The organism is Streptomyces sp. NPDC086766, assembly GCF_044746005.1.
GTDB lineage: Bacteria > Actinomycetota > Actinomycetes > Streptomycetales > Streptomycetaceae > Streptomyces.
In genome coordinates this window covers 1-18,107 of record NZ_JBIVBI010000039.1, presented here as the reverse complement: position 1 = coordinate 18,107, position 18,107 = coordinate 1, and the positions used below count along the sequence as shown (strand labels likewise).

Genomic DNA, 18,107 nt, shown 5'->3' with positions numbered 1-18,107 from the left:
CCCACGAGCACGAAACCAACTACTACGCTCAATACCAGCCCCAACCGGCTGCTGGAGTCAACGCATAGAGCCTCCATCGATCCCGGAGCGGTTCAGTAGACCCCCAAGGTCATCGTTCGGGAGTGGCCAAGGATGGCGATAACGAAGCGAGCGGCCGGGCGGTGGCGCCATAGATGCTGTTCTGGTGGGTCACGGCCTGACCGAGGTTGTGTACGGCGGTTCGCTGAACATCCTCGTCGTCATCCAGTAGCCCGGCCAGAATGACAGGGGTCGCCGGAGCTGTGTTGGGGCAACAGTGGTCGACGCTGCTCCAGTCCGTCTCCAGGGGCGTTCGAAGCGTTCTAGGACCGCGTCCGATGCCTGTGACTTCAGTGTTCCTCGTCTGGGCCGGCAGGGCGGACGGCCAGGACGACGGCGCGGCCGTCGCCGAGGATGTCGTAGATCAGGCCGCCGTATCCGGGGGGCACGGTGCCCGCCGGGTTGGACGGTGGGTAGAAGTCGGAGGCGGCCAGGAGTTTGCCGGTGCGGGTGTCGCGCCACTGGATCTGGTCCATGTAGTTGGCGCCGACGGGTCCGTAGTCGAACTTGGTCGGATCCGTCTCGGTGTTGGAGTGGGCGTTGGCGTTGACGAACAGCCGATTGTCGGCAGGGCCGATGAGGGTGATGTAGCTGTTGCTGCGCTGGTTGACCTTCCAGGCCAGGGACATGCGGCCGTCGCGGAAGTCGATGGCGGAGGCTGTGCCGAGGCCGAAGTCCATGACGTAGATCCGGTTGTTCGCCGCGTCGGCGGAGACCTTGGCGTAGTAGTAGCTCACCCGGCCGGGCTTCATGGCCGGGGTCGGGTCCAGGTGTGTCATGCGCTGGGAGTCACCCTGGTGGATGGCGTACACGCTCATGGGCACCTTGGAGGGCGTGCCGTCGTTGGAGAAGACGACCCAGTCACCCATGATCACGGGGGCGCCGGCCGCGGTCTGGCCGGGTTTGGTGTAGGTGACCGGTCCCCAGGTGGGGTCCTGCTCGATGGTGTGCCCGTTCCAGACGTAGCGGTAGATCTGGGTGGGGGTGGTGACGTAGGCGTAGTCGTGTCCCTGGTAGTGGCTGGTGGTCACCCGGCCCAGGACGTTGCCCTTCAGCTCGGTCCAGTCGAGCACCTTGAAGGTCTTCGGGTCGACGGTGCCGATGATCGACGGTTTCGCGGAGCTGGGAGCGCCGGGGCACTTGAACGCGGCGGCGCTGTAGCCGTTGAGCGTGCAGCCGACGGGCCGGTTCATCGACCGGACGACGATCGTGCCGTCGGAGAAGGCGTCGATGCCGTTGAAGGCGCTGTCGTTGACGGGGCTGCTGCCCGTGGGCATGTCCTGCTGGAGCAGGATCCTGCCGGAGTCGCCGTCGAGCTTGTACAGGGTGTGGTCGGAGATGGCGACGAGGCTGCCGTCGGCCATGACGTCGACGGCGCCGGACACGTGCAGTTCGTTGTTCTTGCGGGCGTCCGACAGGGGGGTGCGCCAGATCTGCTTCATCGTTCCTGGCTGGACCTTGGCGATGAAGGTCTGCAGTGCGGGCGGATGCATGTCACCGTTGCCGCCGAAGTAGACGTACATGTCCTTCGTGCCGCGTGTGGCGATGTCGAACTGCGAGTAGTAGACGTTGTCGGTGGTCGGGTGGGCCTCGACCACGTTCGGTCCGGTCATCGAGCCGGGGAACTGCGCGCACGGGTGGAGGCTGGTGCGTGCGGAGTCGTAGTGCTCGAACGGCACGAGCGTGCGGTACCAGGGATCGTTGGGCTGCTTCGCCGCGCAGGCGGCCTCCTGCTGGGCGATGGTCGCCTCACCGATGGGCGGGTTGCCCATGGACAGGTCGCGGGTTTCCGCCGACGCGGATGCGGGCGCCGAGGGGTCGGGCGGTCCACCTGGTGTGCCGGAGATGCCGGTGGCCGCGAAGGAACAACCAGCCGCGACGACCGTGAGGGCGGCCAGCGCCCCGGCCATGCGCGTGCGATGTATGCCTGCCTTCACTCTTTCCTCCTATGCCCCGGCGTGGAGTTCCTCCTATGCCCCGGCGTGGAGCCCGGCGGCTGGTGCAGTCCGGCACACCGCAGCGCGGGGGCGCATCGAGTCCCCGAGTGTGTGATCAGCGGGAATCGGAGCCAGTGGGCTTGGTTCTCCGGCCGGCCTCCCGATCGGATGGAAGGGCGACGACGCGCACGGGGGCGCTCTGAGACATCGCCGCGGTCGCTGGTGACGTCGTGGTGCGCAGATCGAGATTAGGCATGCCCGCAGCAGTGCCACTGCCCGAACTGAGCCGATCGGGGTAGCTCTCTCCTGCCCTGGGCCATATCGGAGCCCGGGTGACCTGTGGACCTTCTCGGCACACGGCAACCCTGGGCGGCACGGGGTCGAAATCCTCGGCGGGGCCAGATGCCAGATGCTCCGAGGCCGCCCAACCGCACCTCGTAGTCCAGCGCGAGCAAGCCGGACCGAACGAGTGCAGAGCGCACCCGGACGGTCCAACCGACAGGCTCCGTGCCGAGCAAGTGGTTGACCACGCCCATACGTTCACCTCGACAGGACGCGGTCGGCCCAGGCTGCAGGCCGCTGGCCCCAGAGATCATCTCGGCGTATGGAGATCCCCGTGCGAATACCCGGATACACGGCCACGGTCGCTGTCCTGGCCACCGCCGCGGCCACGCTGGTCGGCTTTCCTGAACCGCCCTCGGCCGCACGGGCATGCCGGCCCCGGCGAACCACTCCGGCACCGTCAGCCGACGATCCCGCCCGTGCCGAAGACGCCGCGCCAGCGTCGCCGCGCTCTCCACCGCCATCGGATCGACCGCGTCCACCACTGACCCCCGGCCACGCCCGAGGCTCCCGCCGCCTATGCCGCGGCAACAACCCCGCCCGCCGCCAGCTCTCCAGCCGGCTAGCCAGGGCCGGCCCTGGCCGCCCGCGACGCCTCTTGAAGCTGGCGGCTGTCAGACGGACCCGCCCCCCTGGTCAAGCAGCCGCATACCGGCCCCAGCAATCAGGGGGCGTGGCGGCGTAGTCGTCGTCGGGTGGTGGCTCTGATGTCGGTGCTACGGGTACACCATGGAGGGAAGGCGCCCTGAGAGGGAGCGCGACGAGCCGGTGGGAGCCCGCGGATGGCGCGTGGACGGTTGCGGATCTATCTGGGGGCGGCTCCGGGCGTGGGCAAGACGTACGCCATGCTGGAGGAGGGCCAGCGGCTGCGTGCCTCCGGTGTCGACGTGGTCGTGGGGTTCGTCGAGCCGCACGGCCGGCGGCCGACCGCAGCCCTGGCCGACGGCATGGAGACGGTGCCCCGGCGCACGGTGGCTTACCGGGGGGCCCAGTTCACCGAGATGGATCTCGATGCGCTCCTGGCCCGCCGTCCCCAGGTCGCGCTGGTGGACGAGTTGGCACATACCAACGTTGCCGGCGCCGGGATCCGCAACGCCAAGCGGTGGCAGGACGTGGAGGAGGTGCTGGACGGCGGCATCGATGTCGTCACCACCCTCAACGTGCAGCACCTGGAATCGCTCAACGACGTGGTCCGGCAGATCACCGGAGCACGTCAGCGCGAGACGCTGCCGGACGAGGTGGCCCGTCGGGCGGACCAGATCGAGCTGGTGGACCTGCCGCCCGAGGTCCTGCGCCGCCGTATGGCGCACGGCGACATCTATCCGCCGGACCGTATCGAGGCCGCCCTCACCCACTACTTCCGGGTGGGCAATCTCATCGCCCTGCGCGAGCTAGCCCTGCTCTGGCTCGCCGACCGGGTGGAGGAGGGCCTGCAGCGCTACCGCGCCGAGCACGGCATTGCCGCGCCCTGGGAGACCCGCGAGCGGATCATGGTGGGTCTGACCGGTGGCCCGGAAGGCGAGACGTTGATCCGTCGGGCCGCCCGGATCGCAGCGCGTACTCCTGGCAGCGAACTGCTGACGCTGCACGTCGTGCCGGCCGACGGGCTCACCCACGCCGATCCGGCGGCCCTCGCGGCTCAGCGGGCCTTGGTGGAGTCGCTGGGCGGCACGTTTCACCAGACGACCGGCGAGTCGGTGGTGGAGGCGCTGCTGCAGTTCGCGCGGGCCGAGAACGTCACGCAGATCGTGCTCGGCGCCAGCCGCCGCGGGCGGCTGGCGCTGCTGCTGGACGCCGGTGTGGGACACCGCACGATACGCGGTTCGGGGTCCATCGACGTGCATGTGGTCACTCACGAGGCGGCGGCCCGCTCCGCCTTCACGGCGCGGAAGCCGGGGCCGGGAAGAGGCGCCGGGCCACGCCGGTTCTGGTCCGCCCTGGTCGGGGCGGCACTGCTGCTGCCGGCACTGACACTGATCCTGACCGCGCCCGCCAGTCGGCTCGCCCTGTCCGGGGCGCTGGTGGTCTACCTTCTCGTCGTCGTCGGTACGGCCCTGGTCGGAGGGCTGGTCCCGGCACTGGTCACGGCGGTCGCGGCGGCATTCCTCGCGGACTACTACTTCACCGTGCCCGTTCACTCGCTGGTGGTTGGGCAGGGCGGCGAAGTCCTGACGCTGGTGGGCTTCGTCGTCACAGCCGCCCTGGTCGGTGCTGCCGCCGACGCGGCAGCCCGGCGTACCCGACAGGCCGTACGCGCCACGTGGGAGGCGTGGGCGCTGAGTCGGCTGGCGACTGCCATGATGCGCGGCCAGGACCTGCCGACCCTCATTGAACAAGTGCGTGAAACCTTTGGTCTGACCGGCGTGAGCCTGCTCGAACGCGACACCGAGGCAGGACCCGGCCCCCGCTGGTACGTGGTCGCCGATGCCGGTGCGGACGTGCCGGAGCAGCCATACGAAGCAGATGTCGAGAGCCCCGTCAGTGACGATCTCACGTTGGCAGCCCGTGGCGCTCTGGCCACCGACGACCAGCGCGTCCTGGGTGCGTGCGCGGCCGAGCTCGGCATGGCGCATCTGCAAGGCAGACTCGCCCGGCACGCCGCCGAGTCGGACACCCTCGCCGCCGCCGAACGCACCCGGGCCTCGCTGATCCAGGCGGCCGGTCGTGACCTGAGTGAGCGGCTGCGCTCGGCGGAAGAAGCCCTGGCCCGGCACGACATGGACACGGCCCGGGCGTCGGTTCGTCGAGCCGTGCAGCTCGTCGCCGACCTCGCCGACCTCGACCGGCTGCACGGCGGTGCCCTCGACCTCTACCTGCGCCCGGTCGGCCTCGACGAGGTGCTGACCGCCGTGCTGGACGACCTGGGGCCGGGAGGCCGCACCATCGAGGTCCGGTTGCCTGAACAGCAGCCCGACGTGATCGCCGACGCCGCCCTGCTCACCCGGGTGCTGACCGCCCTCGCGGCCGACGCACTGCGCCACAGTCCGCCGGAACGGCCGCCGACGCTGACCGCCGACGCTCTCGACGGCCGGCTACGCGTCCGCGTGGCCGGTGGCCCCGGCGGCGCTCCGCGCGCGGGCACCCTGACGCAACGGCTCTCCCGGGACCTCACGGAGGCGATGGGCGGCACGCTCGAGACGGCCAGTGACAACGGGCGGGAGTTCTCGGTGACGCTCACCCTTCCCGCCGCCTTCCCACGCTCCTGACTCAATCCGCCGGGGGCACGGCAACTGGGCCAACCGGAGCACCCCTCGGCGAAGCGTGCCTGCCGCGCTCGATGGAGTGGTGTACGCCATATGGAGTTCGTTCCGGATCAGCGGGGCGGCGGTGAGGACATACGGGTGCAGCCCCGGTCGGCGGCCGGGGGCGTCCCGCAGGATCAGGCGGAGGGAGACACCTGCGTATAACCGTGCGGCCTCCAGAGCGTCCGTACACACGGTGCGCCCGCGCCAGGGGACGCGCACCGCCAGCCAGCGGGACCCGCCGTCATCACGGGCCGTAAGAGCCCCGTCAAACGTATGGGTGTTGCCGTAAGAGAGCCGTCAACAGACAACGGACTCCGGCCAGAGAGGCGGTTTCCTCTAAGCGTCCGCTGTTTCCCGAACCTCATACCAGGAGCTCACGATGGCCGATGTGGCCCTCGTCGTCACCACGCTCGCGGTCTTCGCGCTGGTGGCACTCATCGCCAAGGGGGTGACGAAGCTGTGACCGTGGAGAACGTAGTCGGCCTGGTCGTGGCCATCGTCCTGCTCGGCTATCTCGTCCTTGCCCTGATCTTCCCGGAGAGGTTCTGACGGTGACATCAGCTGCCACCGCAGCGGGAGACATGGGGCCCGTGCCCGCAGGCCTGCTCCAGCTGCTCGCTCTGATCGGCGCGCTGGCGCTCGCCTACGTCCCGCTTGGCACCTACATGGCCAAGGTCTACTCCTCCGACGAGCACTGGCGCGTCGAGAAATGGATCTACAAGGGCATCGGCGTCGAACCGGACACAGAGATGCGTTGGACCGCGTACCTGCGCGGCGTCCTGGCCTTCTCCGCGGTCGGCGTCCTCTTCCTCTACCTGCTGCAGCGGATCCAGGGCGTGCTGCCCGGTTCCCTGGGCTTCCGGGCCATCGACCCGGACCAGGCGTTCAACACCGCGGCGTCCTTTGTCACCAACACGAACTGGCAGTCGTACTACGGCGAGCAGGCCATGGGCCACGTCGTGCAGACCACCGGGCTGGCCGTGCAGAACTTCGTCTCGGCTGCCGTGGGCATCGCGGTCGCGGTCGCGCTGGTGCGCGGCTTCGCCCGTTCGCGCACGGGTGAGCTGGGCAACTTCTGGTCGGACATGGTGCGCGGGGTGACCCGAATCCTGCTGCCGGGTGCCTTCCTCGCCGCGATCGTGCTCGTGGCGTGCGGTGCGCTCCAGAACTTCTCCGGCATCCATGAGGTCGGCCAGTTCATGGGCGGCTCGCAGCAGTGGAACGGCGGCGCGGTGGCCTCGCAGGAGGCCATCAAGGAGCTGGGCACGAACGGCGGCGGTTACTTCAACGCCAACTCGGCCCATCCCTTCGAGAACCCGACGCCCTTCACCAACTTGTTCGAGATCTTCCTGATCCTGGTGATCCCGTTCTCCCTGACCCGCACGTTCGGTGTGATGGTCGGGAGCGTGAAGCAGGGGTACGCGATCCTGGCGACCATGGCCACCATCTGGGTCGGCTTCGTGGCTCTGATGATGTGGACGGAGTTCGCCCACCACGGCCCGGCGCTGCAGATCGCCGGCGGGGCGATGGAGGGCAAGGAAGTCCGCTTCGGGGTGGGCTCCTCGTCGATCTTCGCGGTCTCGACCACGCTCACCTCGACGGGTGCGGTCGACTCCTTCCACTCTTCCTTCACCGGCCTCGGGGGCGGAATCACGATGCTGAGCATGATGCTGGGCGAGATCGCGCCCGGCGGCACAGGCTCCGGTCTCTACGGCATCCTGATCATGGCCGTGATCGCGGTCTTCATCGCCGGCCTGATGGTCGGCCGCACCCCCGAGTACCTGGGCAAGAAGATCGGCTCCCGTGAGATCAAGCTGGCCGCGATCTACATCCTGATCACCCCGGCGCTGGTGCTCGTCTTCACCGGCGTAGCGATGGCCCTGCCCACACCGGCCCACTCGATGACCAACTCCGGAGCGCACGGATTCTCCGAGATCCTGTACGCCTACACCTCCGGCGCCAACAACAACGGCTCGGCCTTTGCCGGTCTGAACGCGGACACGCAGTGGTTCAATACCACGATCGGTCTGGCCATGATCCTCGGCCGATTCCTGCCGATGGTGTTCGTGCTGGCGCTCGCCGGCTCGCTCGCCGAGCAGAAGCCCGTCCCGGTCACCGCGGGCACGTTGCGCACCGAGAAGCCGCTGTTCACCGGCCTTCTTGTGGGCGTGATCCTGATCATCACCGGTTTGACCTACTTCCCCGCCCTCGCGTTGGGACCGCTCGCCGAGGGACTGGCGTCATGACCGCTCGCATCCAGAAGCAAGAGGACTCGATGTCCGCATCCACCCCGACCCGGGCGCCGCACAGCGACGTCCCCACCGGCCGCAAGCCCGCCGAGGGCCGGGTCGGCGCGGGCCTGTTCGACGCCGGGCAGCTGGTCACGTCGCTGCCGGACGCGTTGCGCAAGCTGGACCCGCGGGTGCTGGTCAAGTCGCCCGTGATGTTCGTGGTATGGGTCGGCTCGATCCTGACCACGGTGTTCTCCTTCAAGGACCCAGGAGACTGGTTCGGCTGGGCGATCAGCGCGTGGCTGTGGCTGACCGTGGTCTTCGCCAACCTGGCGGAGGCGGTCGCCGAGGGCCGTGGCAAGGCGCAGGCCGACACGCTGCGCAGGGCCAAGACCGACACCGTTGCCCGCCGGCTCGTGGACGGCCGTGAGGAGCGGGTGCCGGGTACGGAGCTGAGGATCGGTGACCTGGTGGTCTGCGAGGCGGGCGATGCCATCCCCGGCGACGGAGACGTCGTCGAGGGCGTCGCGAGCGTCGACGAGTCGGCGATCACCGGTGAGTCGGCTCCGGTGATCCGCGAGTCCGGCGGCGACCGCTCCGCTGTCACCGGCGGAACGAAGGTCCTTTCCGACCGTATCGTCATCCGCATCACGACAAAGCCGGGCGAGACCTTCATCGACCGGATGATCAGCCTGGTCGAGGGCGCTGCACGGCAGAAGACGCCGAACGAGATCGCGCTGAACATCCTGCTGGCCTCGCTCACGATCGTCTTCCTGCTGGCGGTGGCCACCCTGCCGCCGTTCGCGGACTACGCGGGCACCCGTCTGACGATGGTGGTGCTGGTCGCCCTGCTGGTGTGCCTCATCCCGACCACCATCGGCGCGCTCCTGTCGGCGATCGGCATCGCGGGCATGGACCGGCTGGTCCAGCGCAACGTCCTGGCCATGTCCGGCCGCGCGGTCGAGGCCGCCGGCGACGTCTCGACCCTGCTGCTGGACAAGACGGGCACGATCACTCTCGGCAACCGCCAGGCGTCCGAGTTCGTGCCGGTGCGCGGTACCACTGAGGCCGAGGTCGCCGACGCGGCCCAGCTCTCCTCGCTGGCCGACGAGACCCCCGAGGGCCGCTCGATCGTCGTCCTGGCGAAGGAGAAGTACGGGCTGCGCGAACGCCACCAGGGCGAACTGGCCCACGCCGAGTGGATCGCCTTCACCGCACAGACCCGCATGTCCGGCGTGGACGTCGACGGGCGCAGGATTCGCAAGGGCGCCGCCGGCTCGATCACCGCCTGGGTGCGGGAGCAGGGCGGTGAGATCGCCGAGGACGCGGACGAGACGGCCGACCAGATCGCCGAGGCGGGCGGGACGCCCCTGCTGGTGGCTGTGCACGACGACCGGGGCGCCCGCGTGCTGGGTGTCCTCCACCTCAAGGACGTCGTCAAGGACGGTATGCGGGAGCGGTTCGCCGAACTGCGCCGCATGGGCATCAAGACCGTCATGATCACTGGTGACAACCCGCTCACGGCCAGGGCGATCGCCGAGGAGGCAGGTGTCGAAGACTTCCTCGCCGAAGCCACCCCCGAGGACAAGATGGCCCTCATCAAGCGCGAGCAGGCCGGTGGCAAGCTCGTCGCGATGACCGGCGACGGCACCAACGACGCCCCGGCTCTGGCGCAGGCCGACGTCGGCGTGGCCATGAACACCGGTACGTCGGCCGCCAAGGAGGCCGGCAACATGGTCGACCTCGATTCCAATCCGACCAAGCTCATCGAGATCGTCGAGATCGGCAAGCAGTTGCTGATCACCCGGGGCGCGCTCACGACGTTCTCCATCGCCAACGACGTCGCCAAGTACTTCGCGATCATCCCGGCGCTGTTCGCGGCGGTCTACCCGGGCCTGGACAAGCTCAACATCATGAACCTGTCCTCGCCGGACTCCGCGATCCTGTCCGCGGTGATCTTCAACGCGCTGATCATCATCGCGCTGGTGCCCCTGTCCCTGAAGGGCGTCCAGTACCGGCCAGTGAGCGCCGACAAGATGCTGCGCCGCAACCTCGGGATCTACGGCATCGGCGGCCTGATCGCACCCTTCGTCGGCATCAAGATCATCGACCTGCTCATCTCCCTCATCCCCGGGATCGGCTGATCGCCATGAACAACTCAGTGACCAACACCGCCCGGCTGCTCGGGGCGGGACTGCGTGCCCTCCTTGTGCTGACCTTGGTCACGGGCGTCATCTACCCGCTGGTCGTCACGGGCATCGCCCAGGGGCTGTTTCCCAGCACGGCGAACGGCTCGCAGATCACGGCAGACGGCAAGGTCGTCGGCTCGTCTTTGATCGGGCAGGCGTACGACCTGCCGCTGAAGAAGGGGCAGGGGACCCCGGAGCCCGACCTGAAGTGGTTCCAGGGCCGCCCGGCGAACGGCCTGGGAAGGAACAGCGTGAACACCCGGTACAAGCTGCTGCTGTCCGGTGCGACCAACCTCTCGGCCGACAACAAGGACCTCATCAAGCAGGTCGAGGAGGCCAAGGCAGCGGTCGTCAAGGAGAACTCGGTTCGCGGCTACACGGTCGAGCCCTCGCAGGTTCCTGCCGACGCGGTCACCTCCTCCGGCTCCGGCCTCGATCCCGACATCTCCCCGCAGTACGCCGAGCTTCAGGTCCACCGCGTCGCTGAGAGGAACGGCCTCCCGGTCGCCAAGGTGCAGAGGCTCGTGGACGAGCACATCGAGGGCCGCACGCTCGGCTTCATCGGCGAACCCCGCGTGAACGTCCTCGAACTCAACATCACGCTCAGGGACCTCGTGGCCAAGAGTTGATGGCCATGCGGTGCAGGCGGGAGTCGGCAGCCCGGGGGCGATCCCGGCCTGGCCGGCTCCCGCCGTCATGCAGTCCACCGAGGGCGCCGCATCCCACACGCACGTCCCACGTACGACAGGAAAGGCGCACACCCATGACCCGGGTGCTCCTGGTGGAGGACGACCCGCAGCTCGTTCGGGCCCTCGTGATCAACTTGCAGGCACGTCACTACGGCGTGGATGCCGCCCCCGACGGGACCACGGCCCTGCGACTTGCTGCCGCGCGTCAGCCCGACGTGGTGTTTGTGGATCTCGGTCTGCCCGACATGGACGGCGTCGACGTCATCAGGGCCCTGCGCGGCTGGACCCGCATGCCGATCCTGGTGCTCTCCGCCCGGCAGACGTCCGACGAGAAGGTGGCCGCGCTCGACGCCGGCGCTGACGACTACATCACCAAACCGTTCAGCATGGACGAACTGTTGGCCCGGCTGCGGGCTGCCGTCCGCCGTACGGAGGAAGCCCCGCTCACGCCGGAGACCGCGCTGGTCGAGACGGAGGACTTCAGCATCGACCTGCTCACCAAGAGGGCCGTCCGGGGCGGACGGGACGTGCGGCTCACCCCGACCGAGTGGCACCTGCTGGAGATCTTGATCACCCATCCGGGTCAGTTGATCACTCAGAAACATCTCCTTCGGGAGGTCTGGGGCATCTCGCAGTCCAACAAGAGCAACTACCTTCGGGTCTACATGGCCCAGCTGCGGCGGAAACTGGAGAGGGACCCCTCCCACCCTCGCCACCTGATCACCGAGCCCGGCATGGGCTACCGCTTCGAAGGCTGACCGAGGGACGACATGGCACGCGGCAAGCTCCGGATCTACCTCGGCGCGGCTCCCGGCGTCGGCAAGACGTACGCCATGCTGTCCGAGGGGCACCGCCGCATCGAGCGGGGCACCGACTGCGTGGTGGCCTTCGTGGAGCACCACCACCGTCCGCGCACCGAGGTGCTGCTGCACGGCTTGGAGCAGGTGCCGCGCAAGGCGATCGAGTACCGGGGCAGCCTCTTCACCGAGATGGACGTGGACGCCGTCCTCGCCCGCCGCCCCCGGGTGGCCCTCGTCGACGAACTGCCGCACACGAACATCCCCGGCTCACGCAACGCCAAGCGCTGGCAGGACGTGGAAGAACTGCTGGCGGCCGGCATCGACGTCATTTCCACGGTCAACATCCAGCACCTGGAGTCGCTCGGTGACGTGGTGGAGTCGATCACTGGCATCCGGCAGCAGGAGACCGTGCCCGACGAGGTCGTACGGCGCGCCGACCAGATCGAACTGGTCGACATGTCCCCGCAGGCCCTGCGCCGCCGTATGGCGCACGGCAACATCTACAAGTCGGACAAGGTGGATGCGGCCCTGTCCAACTACTTCCGCCCCGGCAACCTCACCGCCCTGCGCGAATTGGCGCTCCTCTGGGTGGCCGACCGGGTCGACGAGTACCTGACCGAGTACCGCAGCGAGCACCGGGTCTCCAAGATCTGGGGCTCCCGCGAGCGGATCGTCGTGGGCCTGACCGGCGGCCCGGAGGGCCGTACGCTCATCCGCCGCGCCGCACGCCTGGCGGAGAAGGGCGCCGGCGGCGAGGTCCTGGCCGTCTACATATCCCGCAGCGACGGCCTCACCGCCGCGTCCCCGAAGGAACTCACCGTCCAGCGAACCCTCGTGGAGGACCTCGGCGGCACCTTCCACCACGTCGTCGGCGACGACATCCCCGTCGCGCTGCTCGACTTCGCGCGCGGCGTCAACGCCACCCAGATCGTCCTCGGCGTCTCCCGCCGCAAGGGCTGGCAGTACGTCTTCGGGCCCGGCGTCGGCGCCACAGTCGCCCGGAACTCCGGCCCCGACCTCGACGTTCACCTGATCACCCACGACGAGGCGGGCAAGGGCCGCGGACTGCCCATCGCGCGCGGCGCGCGGCTGGGACGCTCGCGCATCCTGTGGGGCTGGTCCGCGGGCATCGGCGGCCCCGTGCTCCTGACGCTGCTGCTCACCCACATCAGTACCGACCTCGGCCTCACGAACGACATGCTGTTGTTCCTGACGCTGACGGTGGCTGCGGCACTGCTGGGTGGTCTGCTTCCCGCGCTGGCCTCGGCAGCATTCGGTTCCATCCTGCTGAACTGGTACTTCACGCTGCCGGTACACCGCCTCACCATCGCGGACCCGAAGAACATCCTCGCCTTGGCGATCTTCGTGGGGGTGGCCGTGTCGGTGGCCTCCGTCGTCGACCTGGCCGCCCGCCGTACCCACCAGGCTGCTCGGCTGCGCGCCGAGTCGGAGATCCTTTCCTTCCTCGCCGGTGACGTTCTGCGCGGTGAGATGACTCTGCAAGCACTGCTCGAACGGGTCCGCGAGACGTTCGCCATGGAGTCCGCGGCCCTGCTGGAACGCGAAAGCGACACCGCGCCCTGGACCTGTGCCGACAGCGTCGGTCCGCGGCCCTGTGCTTCCCCCGACGATGCGGACGTCGACGTCCCGGTCGGCGACCACATGTCCCTCGCCCTCTCCGGCCGCGTTCTGGCCGCCGAGGACCGCCGCGTACTGGGCGCCTTCGCCGCCCAGGCCGCCGTCGTACTGGACCGCCAGCGCCTGCGGCAGCAGGCTGACGAGGCGAAGGAACTGGCCGAGGGCAACCGCATCCGCACCGCCTTGCTGGCCGCCGTCAGCCACGATCTGCGCACCCCGCTGGCCGGCATCAAGGCGGCGGTCACCTCGCTGCGGTCGGACGACGTGGAATGGTCCGAGGCAGACCAGGCGGAGCTCCTGGTGGCGATCGAGGAGGGCGCGGACCGCCTGGACCACCTGGTCGGCAATCTGCTCGACATGTCCCGCCTGCAGACCGGCACGGTCACACCGATCATCCGCGAGACCGACCTGGATGAGGTGATCCCGATGGCGCTGGGAGGCGTACCCGAGGACAGCGTCGACCTCGACATCCCGGAAACCCTTCCCATGGTCGACGTGGACCGCGGCCTGCTGGAACGCTCGGTCGCCAACTTGGTGGAAAACGCGGTCAAGTACAGCCTGCCCGGGGAAAAGGCCCTGGTCTCGGCCAGCGCGATCGCCGACCGACTGGAGGTCCGGGTCGTGGACCGCGGGCCCGGTGTCCCGGACGAGGCCAAGTCCCGCATCTTCGAACCGTTCCAGCGCTACGGCGACTCTCCCCGCGGCGCCGGCGTCGGACTCGGCCTCGCGGTGGCCCGAGGCTTCGCGGAAGCCATCGGCGGAACCCTCAACGCCGAGGACACTCCCGGCGGCGGCCTCACCATGGTCCTCACTCTGCCGACGGCAGCGCAACGCCGCCCGGAGGAACCCGATCGCGAGTCCGCGGTCACGACGTGAACGGCTGAGCCCTGAAAACCTCAGGCGCCCGGCGGAACCGTCTCGAACGCCTTCCTTATCCGCCGTGTGTCCAGCCGCACTCAAGAGGTTACGGCGGTGCACAGCCTGAGTCCGGTCTCCGGCGGTGAGGGCGGCACGGCCAGGACCGGGCAGGCGGCGTGGGCGAGGCAGTACCGGCTCACCGTCGTGTGTCACCGACTTTGCGGATATGACCTAGCTAGGCCGCGCGGTGGGATCCGCGGGAGTGCGCCGTGCGTATGGGCGGATCGGCCAGTGTGCGCCAGTCCTACCGGCTGGAGGGATCCACCGGCCCCCGGGCGATCAAGACGTCGGCTTCGTGGCGCCAGCCGAGGGAGGAGTAGAGGCGCTGGCCTTCCTCACTGGCGATGAGAAGACCGGTACGGGCGCCCTGGGCCAGGGCGGCCTCCGCCAGAGCGCTCATCATGGCGCGGCCCAGGCCGCGTCGCCGGTGCGCCGCGTCCGTCTCGATGCGATCGGCGACCGCATCGGCGCCGACCACGGCGATGGTGCCACGCGCCGCCACCTCTCCGGAGGAGTCGTGGAGGGAGACGACCGTGACTGGTCCCTCCGTGCGGGCCTCGCGCTCGTACGGCGCGGCGGGCGCGTGCTGCGGGTGCTCGGCCAGATCGGTCGTCATGAACCACTCGGACCGGTGGAGCAACTCCAGTCCGGCGGCGTCGACGACGGCTTCGACGGTGCCTGGGCGCAGTGTAGGTACCGTGAGCCAGGTGATCTGCCTCGCGGCGGCGACGGCTGCCGCCAGCCGTGCCAAGGACTCGGGCTCCTCGTCCGCACGGAGCGCGAACACCTCGACTTCGCGGCCGGGTTGGTCGCACTTGGACCGCAGGCCGTCCCCGGCGGACTCGACCGGCTCGGCCTCGGGCAGGGAGCGAGCCACGGTCCAGCCGTTCAGCCAACGTCGTATCAGCTCTGATTCGATCTTCGTCATCCGGCGATTAGAGCATGACCGCAACCGGTGGACGGGCGAATTACCGTCCGCCGTCGTCCGCCGCCGGCAGGCGACGCCGCTCTCCATTTGCCGGTCGGTCTGAAACCCGCGTAGGTGACAGCGGGTAAGAGAGAGCGTCCTCTTCTCGTTCATCACTCTGCGTACCACCATCCCGTCCGTGCACGTGATCGTGCAGGACGCCATGGGCTTGCGCTGGCCCCGGCCTATGGACAGACGGGCTGCTGGTGTGGACGAGCCTGGTAGATCCCGTACGCAACGTGATCAGCACTTGCCTGGGGGCCAGATCGACCGTACGGGTCTGCGCTGCGGCACCCTAAATCCCCACAATCCGGGAGAGCATCTCGACTGCCGCTTCGTCCTTCTCCGCGAGGGAAGATCCCTTTCTGATCTGGCGGACACGCTACTGGATTGGGTAGCCGCCGAGGCCGTATGTCTGTTGACCAGCCGACCGTAACCCCTGTGCGAGCCGAGTCCTCACGGTCGCTGAAGTCTTCGCCCTCGCCGAGTCCATCGCGCCGCGCTACCGGCTGCTCGTGCTCCTGGCGGCCTTCACCACTCTGCGGTTCGGGGAGCTGGCGGCTCTGCGGCGCCGGGACGTTGATCCGGAGGGTTGACTGTCACCGTGCGCCGGGCGCAAGCCGAGCTGCAGGACGGCCGGCTCTTCGACAAGGCGCCGAAGTCCGCGGCCGGGGTGCGCTCTGTTTCGTTCCCGGCCGAGCTGCTCGACGGGGTGAAGCACCACCTGGAGCAGTTCGCCGCGCCTGGTCGTGACGGTCACGTCTTTGTCGGGCCGCAGGGCGGGCAGTTACGGCGGAGCAACTTCCGGGACGACTGGGGCAAGGCCCGGAAGGCTGCGGGCGTCACGGCGGAGCTGCACTTCCACGATCTCCGGCACACGGGCAACACGCTCGCCTCGACGGCCGGGGCCAGTACGCGTGAGCTGATGACGCGCATGGGGCACAGCAGTTCCCGGGCCGCGCTGATCTATCAGCACATGACCAGTGACCGGGACCGGACCATCGCGGATCGGCTCGGGGCCATGATCCGGGGCGGCGGGGGAGCGGCCTCCGAGTCCTCCGGAGAGGACGCCGAGCGGACGTAGTGGCACGCGTGTGGCACGGCGCCTGGAACGGCAAAGGGCCAGCCTGGGAGGAAAACCCTCCTGAGCTGGCCCTTCTTTCTGTGCCCCCGGCAGGATTCGAACCTGCGACACCCGCTTTAGGAGTTCGTCCCCGCAGGTGCAGGCCCTGCCGTAAGACCCCTCCCATGGCCGAGTCCAGTCCGTTGACTGCTGCCCTCGTGTCCCGCTGTACGCCCTTGTTGCCGTCAGCATCTGCCGTCAGGGCCTACACGCTGATGGGCAAAAGTGCCTCCGAAAGGGCCGGGAACCACGAAAGCACGAGGCTAGAGCGCTGCCGCCAGGACCGCGGCCAGCGCGAAAACGCTGGCCAGTACGGAGCAGACGATCGCAGCGACGAGGTGGGTGCGCCGGTAGTTCTCCTCATCCTCTACCACCACGGCGGTGCGCGGCCTGCCCTTCCAGTAGGCGATCTCCACCACTTCGCCAGCCTCGAATCATGGAGATCCATACCCGTGAACCACAACCATCCTGCTCTTGCCGTCCGGAGTGACGAACGAACACCAGGCGCTCGCGTTGCCGTCGTCCCAGGTGACGTAGTCGCACACACCGAGTGCGCGCTCGCCATGCGCTATGAGGTGACGGATGACTCGCGCCTTCCTGGCCGGGATCAAACCCAGCAGGCCAAAGGAGACGGCCGCGGCTATGTAGGTACTCATCAGTTCCCCTCAAGACCTGACTGCGATCATGCCGCACTTACCTACAGAAATGCAGAACTGCCTACGCATCGCGGTTCGTGCCACCTGAACCCGACATCGAGTAGGCCGCGGGGACACTTCGTCAGGCACCCGGAAGTGTTGCTTCGATTATGTAAATCAAATATTTATCACGATTCCCTTGGGGATACTGGACACTCACCTCATGTCCAAGACGATCAGCGTCAGCGCGACGAAACCTCCGCTCCCCAATGCCAGTGTCACCAGTTCAGCGCGCGAGAAGTCCCAAGTCCTGATTGGAAGGAAGTGCGCCCGGCGAGGGTTGGCCGGGTCGTAACAGATGCGGTATTCTTTCCCCACTATGCACGTCCGATGAGCCCATAGAACGTGCTCCCGTCCATTCGAATCAGGGAATACCAGGTAGTAATTCCTGCCTGCTGTGCCCCACGTATAGCCAGCACATCTCGCCATGGTCTCCACACCCGTGCGTCTCAACCGATACGTGACGAGCATCGACCACAAACCAACTGAAATGGCAGCGAAAGTGGCAGCATAAGCGAGGCCGAGTAGGACCAGCACTCCAATCTTCATGCTCGAGAAACTAGGGTCCGGGCCGGTCGGCGTCAACGGCACGAACCTGCACGGGATCAACGGCGACAGCCACGCGGACGTGATCGCCCGTGACATGGGTGGCGAGTTGTGGTTCATCGCGGGCGTTACGTAGCGGCATCGCAATCGAAGCAAGCCCTGGTCCTCATCGGCGGTGGCGTCTGCATCCCGGACATCGTCGCCACACCACGCCCAGCGGGTCCATGTACCTGTGCCTGGGCCTGTGGAACGGCAAGTTCGGTATCCGTACCGAGATCGGGACCGGCGGCTGGAATGGCTACCACCCAGTCGTGGGCTGCCAAGCGCCGCCATCAAAGCTGACGCCTACGGGCGCGTACTGTGCCGGGGATGCTGGCAGTCGCCGGCCACTGGGCTGTATGCATCGTGAAGTTGTAGGTCGCGGGCCAAACTCAACTGCCGTCAGGAGCTCTCCGGTTACGCCGTTTCGGCGTGTCCCGCCGGCACGGCTACGGGCGTGCGGTGAACTTCCCGTCGCCTCGTTGTGCAGCCAGCCCCGGTCTGCGAGCTTGGTCGCCCCATGGTGAGGACAGTGCCCGTACGAGGTGAAGGCTTTGAGGTCTGGCCTCATCCTTAGACGTCGTCTCATTTGGCGTACTGGGTAGTCTGCACTGTGTGGTGATGGTCGAGCGCGTGGTTCCAGACGAGTTGTGGGAGCTGTTTCAGCGGG

At 68.2% G+C, this 18,107-nt stretch carries 12 protein-coding genes and 2 pseudogenes; 9 read left to right on the top strand and 5 right to left on the bottom strand.

Features of this window, described 5'->3' with window-relative positions; translation table 11 throughout:
* Positions 1–368: 368 nt before the first annotated feature.
* Positions 369–2,015, bottom strand: coding sequence for a hypothetical protein (locus ACIPM1_RS33000; RefSeq protein WP_402440939.1), 1,647 nt, complete (start codon positions 2,013–2,015; stop codon positions 369–371).
* A 1,124-nt stretch (positions 2,016–3,139) separates the two neighbouring features.
* On the opposite strand from ACIPM1_RS33000, the gene ACIPM1_RS32995 reads away from it, so the two are divergent.
* The 7 genes from ACIPM1_RS32995 to ACIPM1_RS32965 all read left to right on the top strand — a co-directional run bounded on the left by ACIPM1_RS32995 (position 3,140) and on the right by ACIPM1_RS32965 (position 14,025).
* On the top strand, positions 3,140–5,563 hold the full coding sequence (locus ACIPM1_RS32995) for a DUF4118 domain-containing protein (protein ID WP_402440938.1): 2,424 nt from the start codon (positions 3,140–3,142) through the stop codon (positions 5,561–5,563).
* Positions 5,564–6,061: 498 nt separating this feature from the next.
* On the top strand, positions 6,062–6,151 hold the full coding sequence (gene kdpF / locus ACIPM1_RS32990) for a K(+)-transporting ATPase subunit F (RefSeq protein ID WP_402440936.1): 90 nt from the start codon (positions 6,062–6,064) through the stop codon (positions 6,149–6,151).
* Between the two features lie 32 nt (positions 6,152–6,183).
* Positions 6,184–7,848: a potassium-transporting ATPase subunit KdpA gene (gene kdpA / locus ACIPM1_RS32985; RefSeq protein ID WP_402440934.1), complete on the top strand. Its 1,665-nt coding sequence runs from the start codon at positions 6,184–6,186 to the stop codon at positions 7,846–7,848.
* Between the two features lie 29 nt (positions 7,849–7,877).
* Positions 7,878–9,977, top strand: a complete 2,100-nt coding sequence (gene kdpB / locus ACIPM1_RS32980; RefSeq protein ID WP_402440941.1) for a potassium-transporting ATPase subunit KdpB — start codon at positions 7,878–7,880, stop codon at positions 9,975–9,977.
* A 5-nt stretch (positions 9,978–9,982) separates the two neighbouring features.
* Complete coding sequence (locus tag ACIPM1_RS32975) at positions 9,983–10,651, top strand: potassium-transporting ATPase subunit C (RefSeq protein WP_402440932.1); 669 nt, start codon at positions 9,983–9,985, stop codon at positions 10,649–10,651.
* Between the two features lie 134 nt (positions 10,652–10,785).
* Positions 10,786–11,469 (top strand): response regulator, encoded by a 684-nt coding sequence (locus tag ACIPM1_RS32970; protein WP_402440930.1) that lies wholly within the window; start codon positions 10,786–10,788, stop codon positions 11,467–11,469.
* Between the two features lie 12 nt (positions 11,470–11,481).
* A complete protein-coding gene (locus ACIPM1_RS32965; protein ID WP_402440928.1) occupies positions 11,482–14,025 on the top strand; it encodes an ATP-binding protein in 2,544 nt (847 codons plus the stop codon).
* Between the two features lie 20 nt (positions 14,026–14,045).
* On the opposite strand, the pseudogene ACIPM1_RS32960 reads toward ACIPM1_RS32965, so the two are convergent.
* Together ACIPM1_RS32960 and ACIPM1_RS32955 are read right to left on the bottom strand one after the other, a co-directional pair.
* Positions 14,046–14,210: pseudogene (locus tag ACIPM1_RS32960) on the bottom strand (universal stress protein); the annotation flags it as partial.
* Between the two features lie 101 nt (positions 14,211–14,311).
* Complete coding sequence (locus ACIPM1_RS32955) at positions 14,312–14,995, bottom strand: GNAT family N-acetyltransferase (RefSeq protein ID WP_402440926.1); 684 nt, start codon at positions 14,993–14,995, stop codon at positions 14,312–14,314.
* 488 nt (positions 14,996–15,483) lie between these two features.
* Between ACIPM1_RS32955 and ACIPM1_RS32950 the strand changes: the two are divergent.
* Positions 15,484–16,118, top strand: a pseudogene (locus ACIPM1_RS32950) (tyrosine-type recombinase/integrase); the annotation flags it as partial.
* 302 nt (positions 16,119–16,420) lie between these two features.
* Here ACIPM1_RS32950 and ACIPM1_RS32945 read toward each other — a convergent pair.
* Positions 16,421–16,576, bottom strand: coding sequence for a hypothetical protein (locus ACIPM1_RS32945; RefSeq protein ID WP_402440924.1), 156 nt, complete (start codon positions 16,574–16,576; stop codon positions 16,421–16,423).
* Positions 16,577–16,591: 15 nt separating this feature from the next.
* The gene (locus tag ACIPM1_RS32940) at positions 16,592–16,813 is read right to left on the bottom strand and encodes a hypothetical protein (protein ID WP_402440922.1); all 222 of its coding nucleotides are present in this window, start codon (positions 16,811–16,813) and stop codon (positions 16,592–16,594) included.
* 586 nt (positions 16,814–17,399) lie between these two features.
* Between ACIPM1_RS32940 and ACIPM1_RS32935 the strand changes: the two genes are divergently transcribed.
* Entirely contained in the window at positions 17,400–17,534 is a 135-nt protein-coding gene (locus tag ACIPM1_RS32935) for a hypothetical protein (protein WP_402440920.1), read from the top strand.
* The last annotated feature ends 573 nt before the right edge of the window (positions 17,535–18,107 follow it).

Coding starts and splice junctions, on each gene's coding strand:
- ACIPM1_RS32995 (WP_402440938.1), top strand. CDS start 3,140: ATGGCGCGTGGACGGTTGCGGATCTATCTGGGGGCGGCTCCGGGCGTG.
- kdpA (WP_402440934.1), top strand. CDS start 6,184: ATGGGGCCCGTGCCCGCAGGCCTGCTCCAGCTGCTCGCTCTGATCGGC.
- kdpB (WP_402440941.1), top strand. CDS start 7,878: ATGTCCGCATCCACCCCGACCCGGGCGCCGCACAGCGACGTCCCCACC.
- ACIPM1_RS32975 (WP_402440932.1), top strand. CDS start 9,983: ATGAACAACTCAGTGACCAACACCGCCCGGCTGCTCGGGGCGGGACTG.
- ACIPM1_RS32970 (WP_402440930.1), top strand. CDS start 10,786: ATGACCCGGGTGCTCCTGGTGGAGGACGACCCGCAGCTCGTTCGGGCC.
- ACIPM1_RS32965 (WP_402440928.1), top strand. CDS start 11,482: ATGGCACGCGGCAAGCTCCGGATCTACCTCGGCGCGGCTCCCGGCGTC.
- ACIPM1_RS32955 (WP_402440926.1), bottom strand. CDS start 14,995: ATGACGAAGATCGAATCAGAGCTGATACGACGTTGGCTGAACGGCTGG.
- ACIPM1_RS32940 (WP_402440922.1), bottom strand. CDS start 16,813: ATGAGTACCTACATAGCCGCGGCCGTCTCCTTTGGCCTGCTGGGTTTG.
- ACIPM1_RS32935 (WP_402440920.1), top strand. CDS start 17,400: ATGCTCGAGAAACTAGGGTCCGGGCCGGTCGGCGTCAACGGCACGAAC.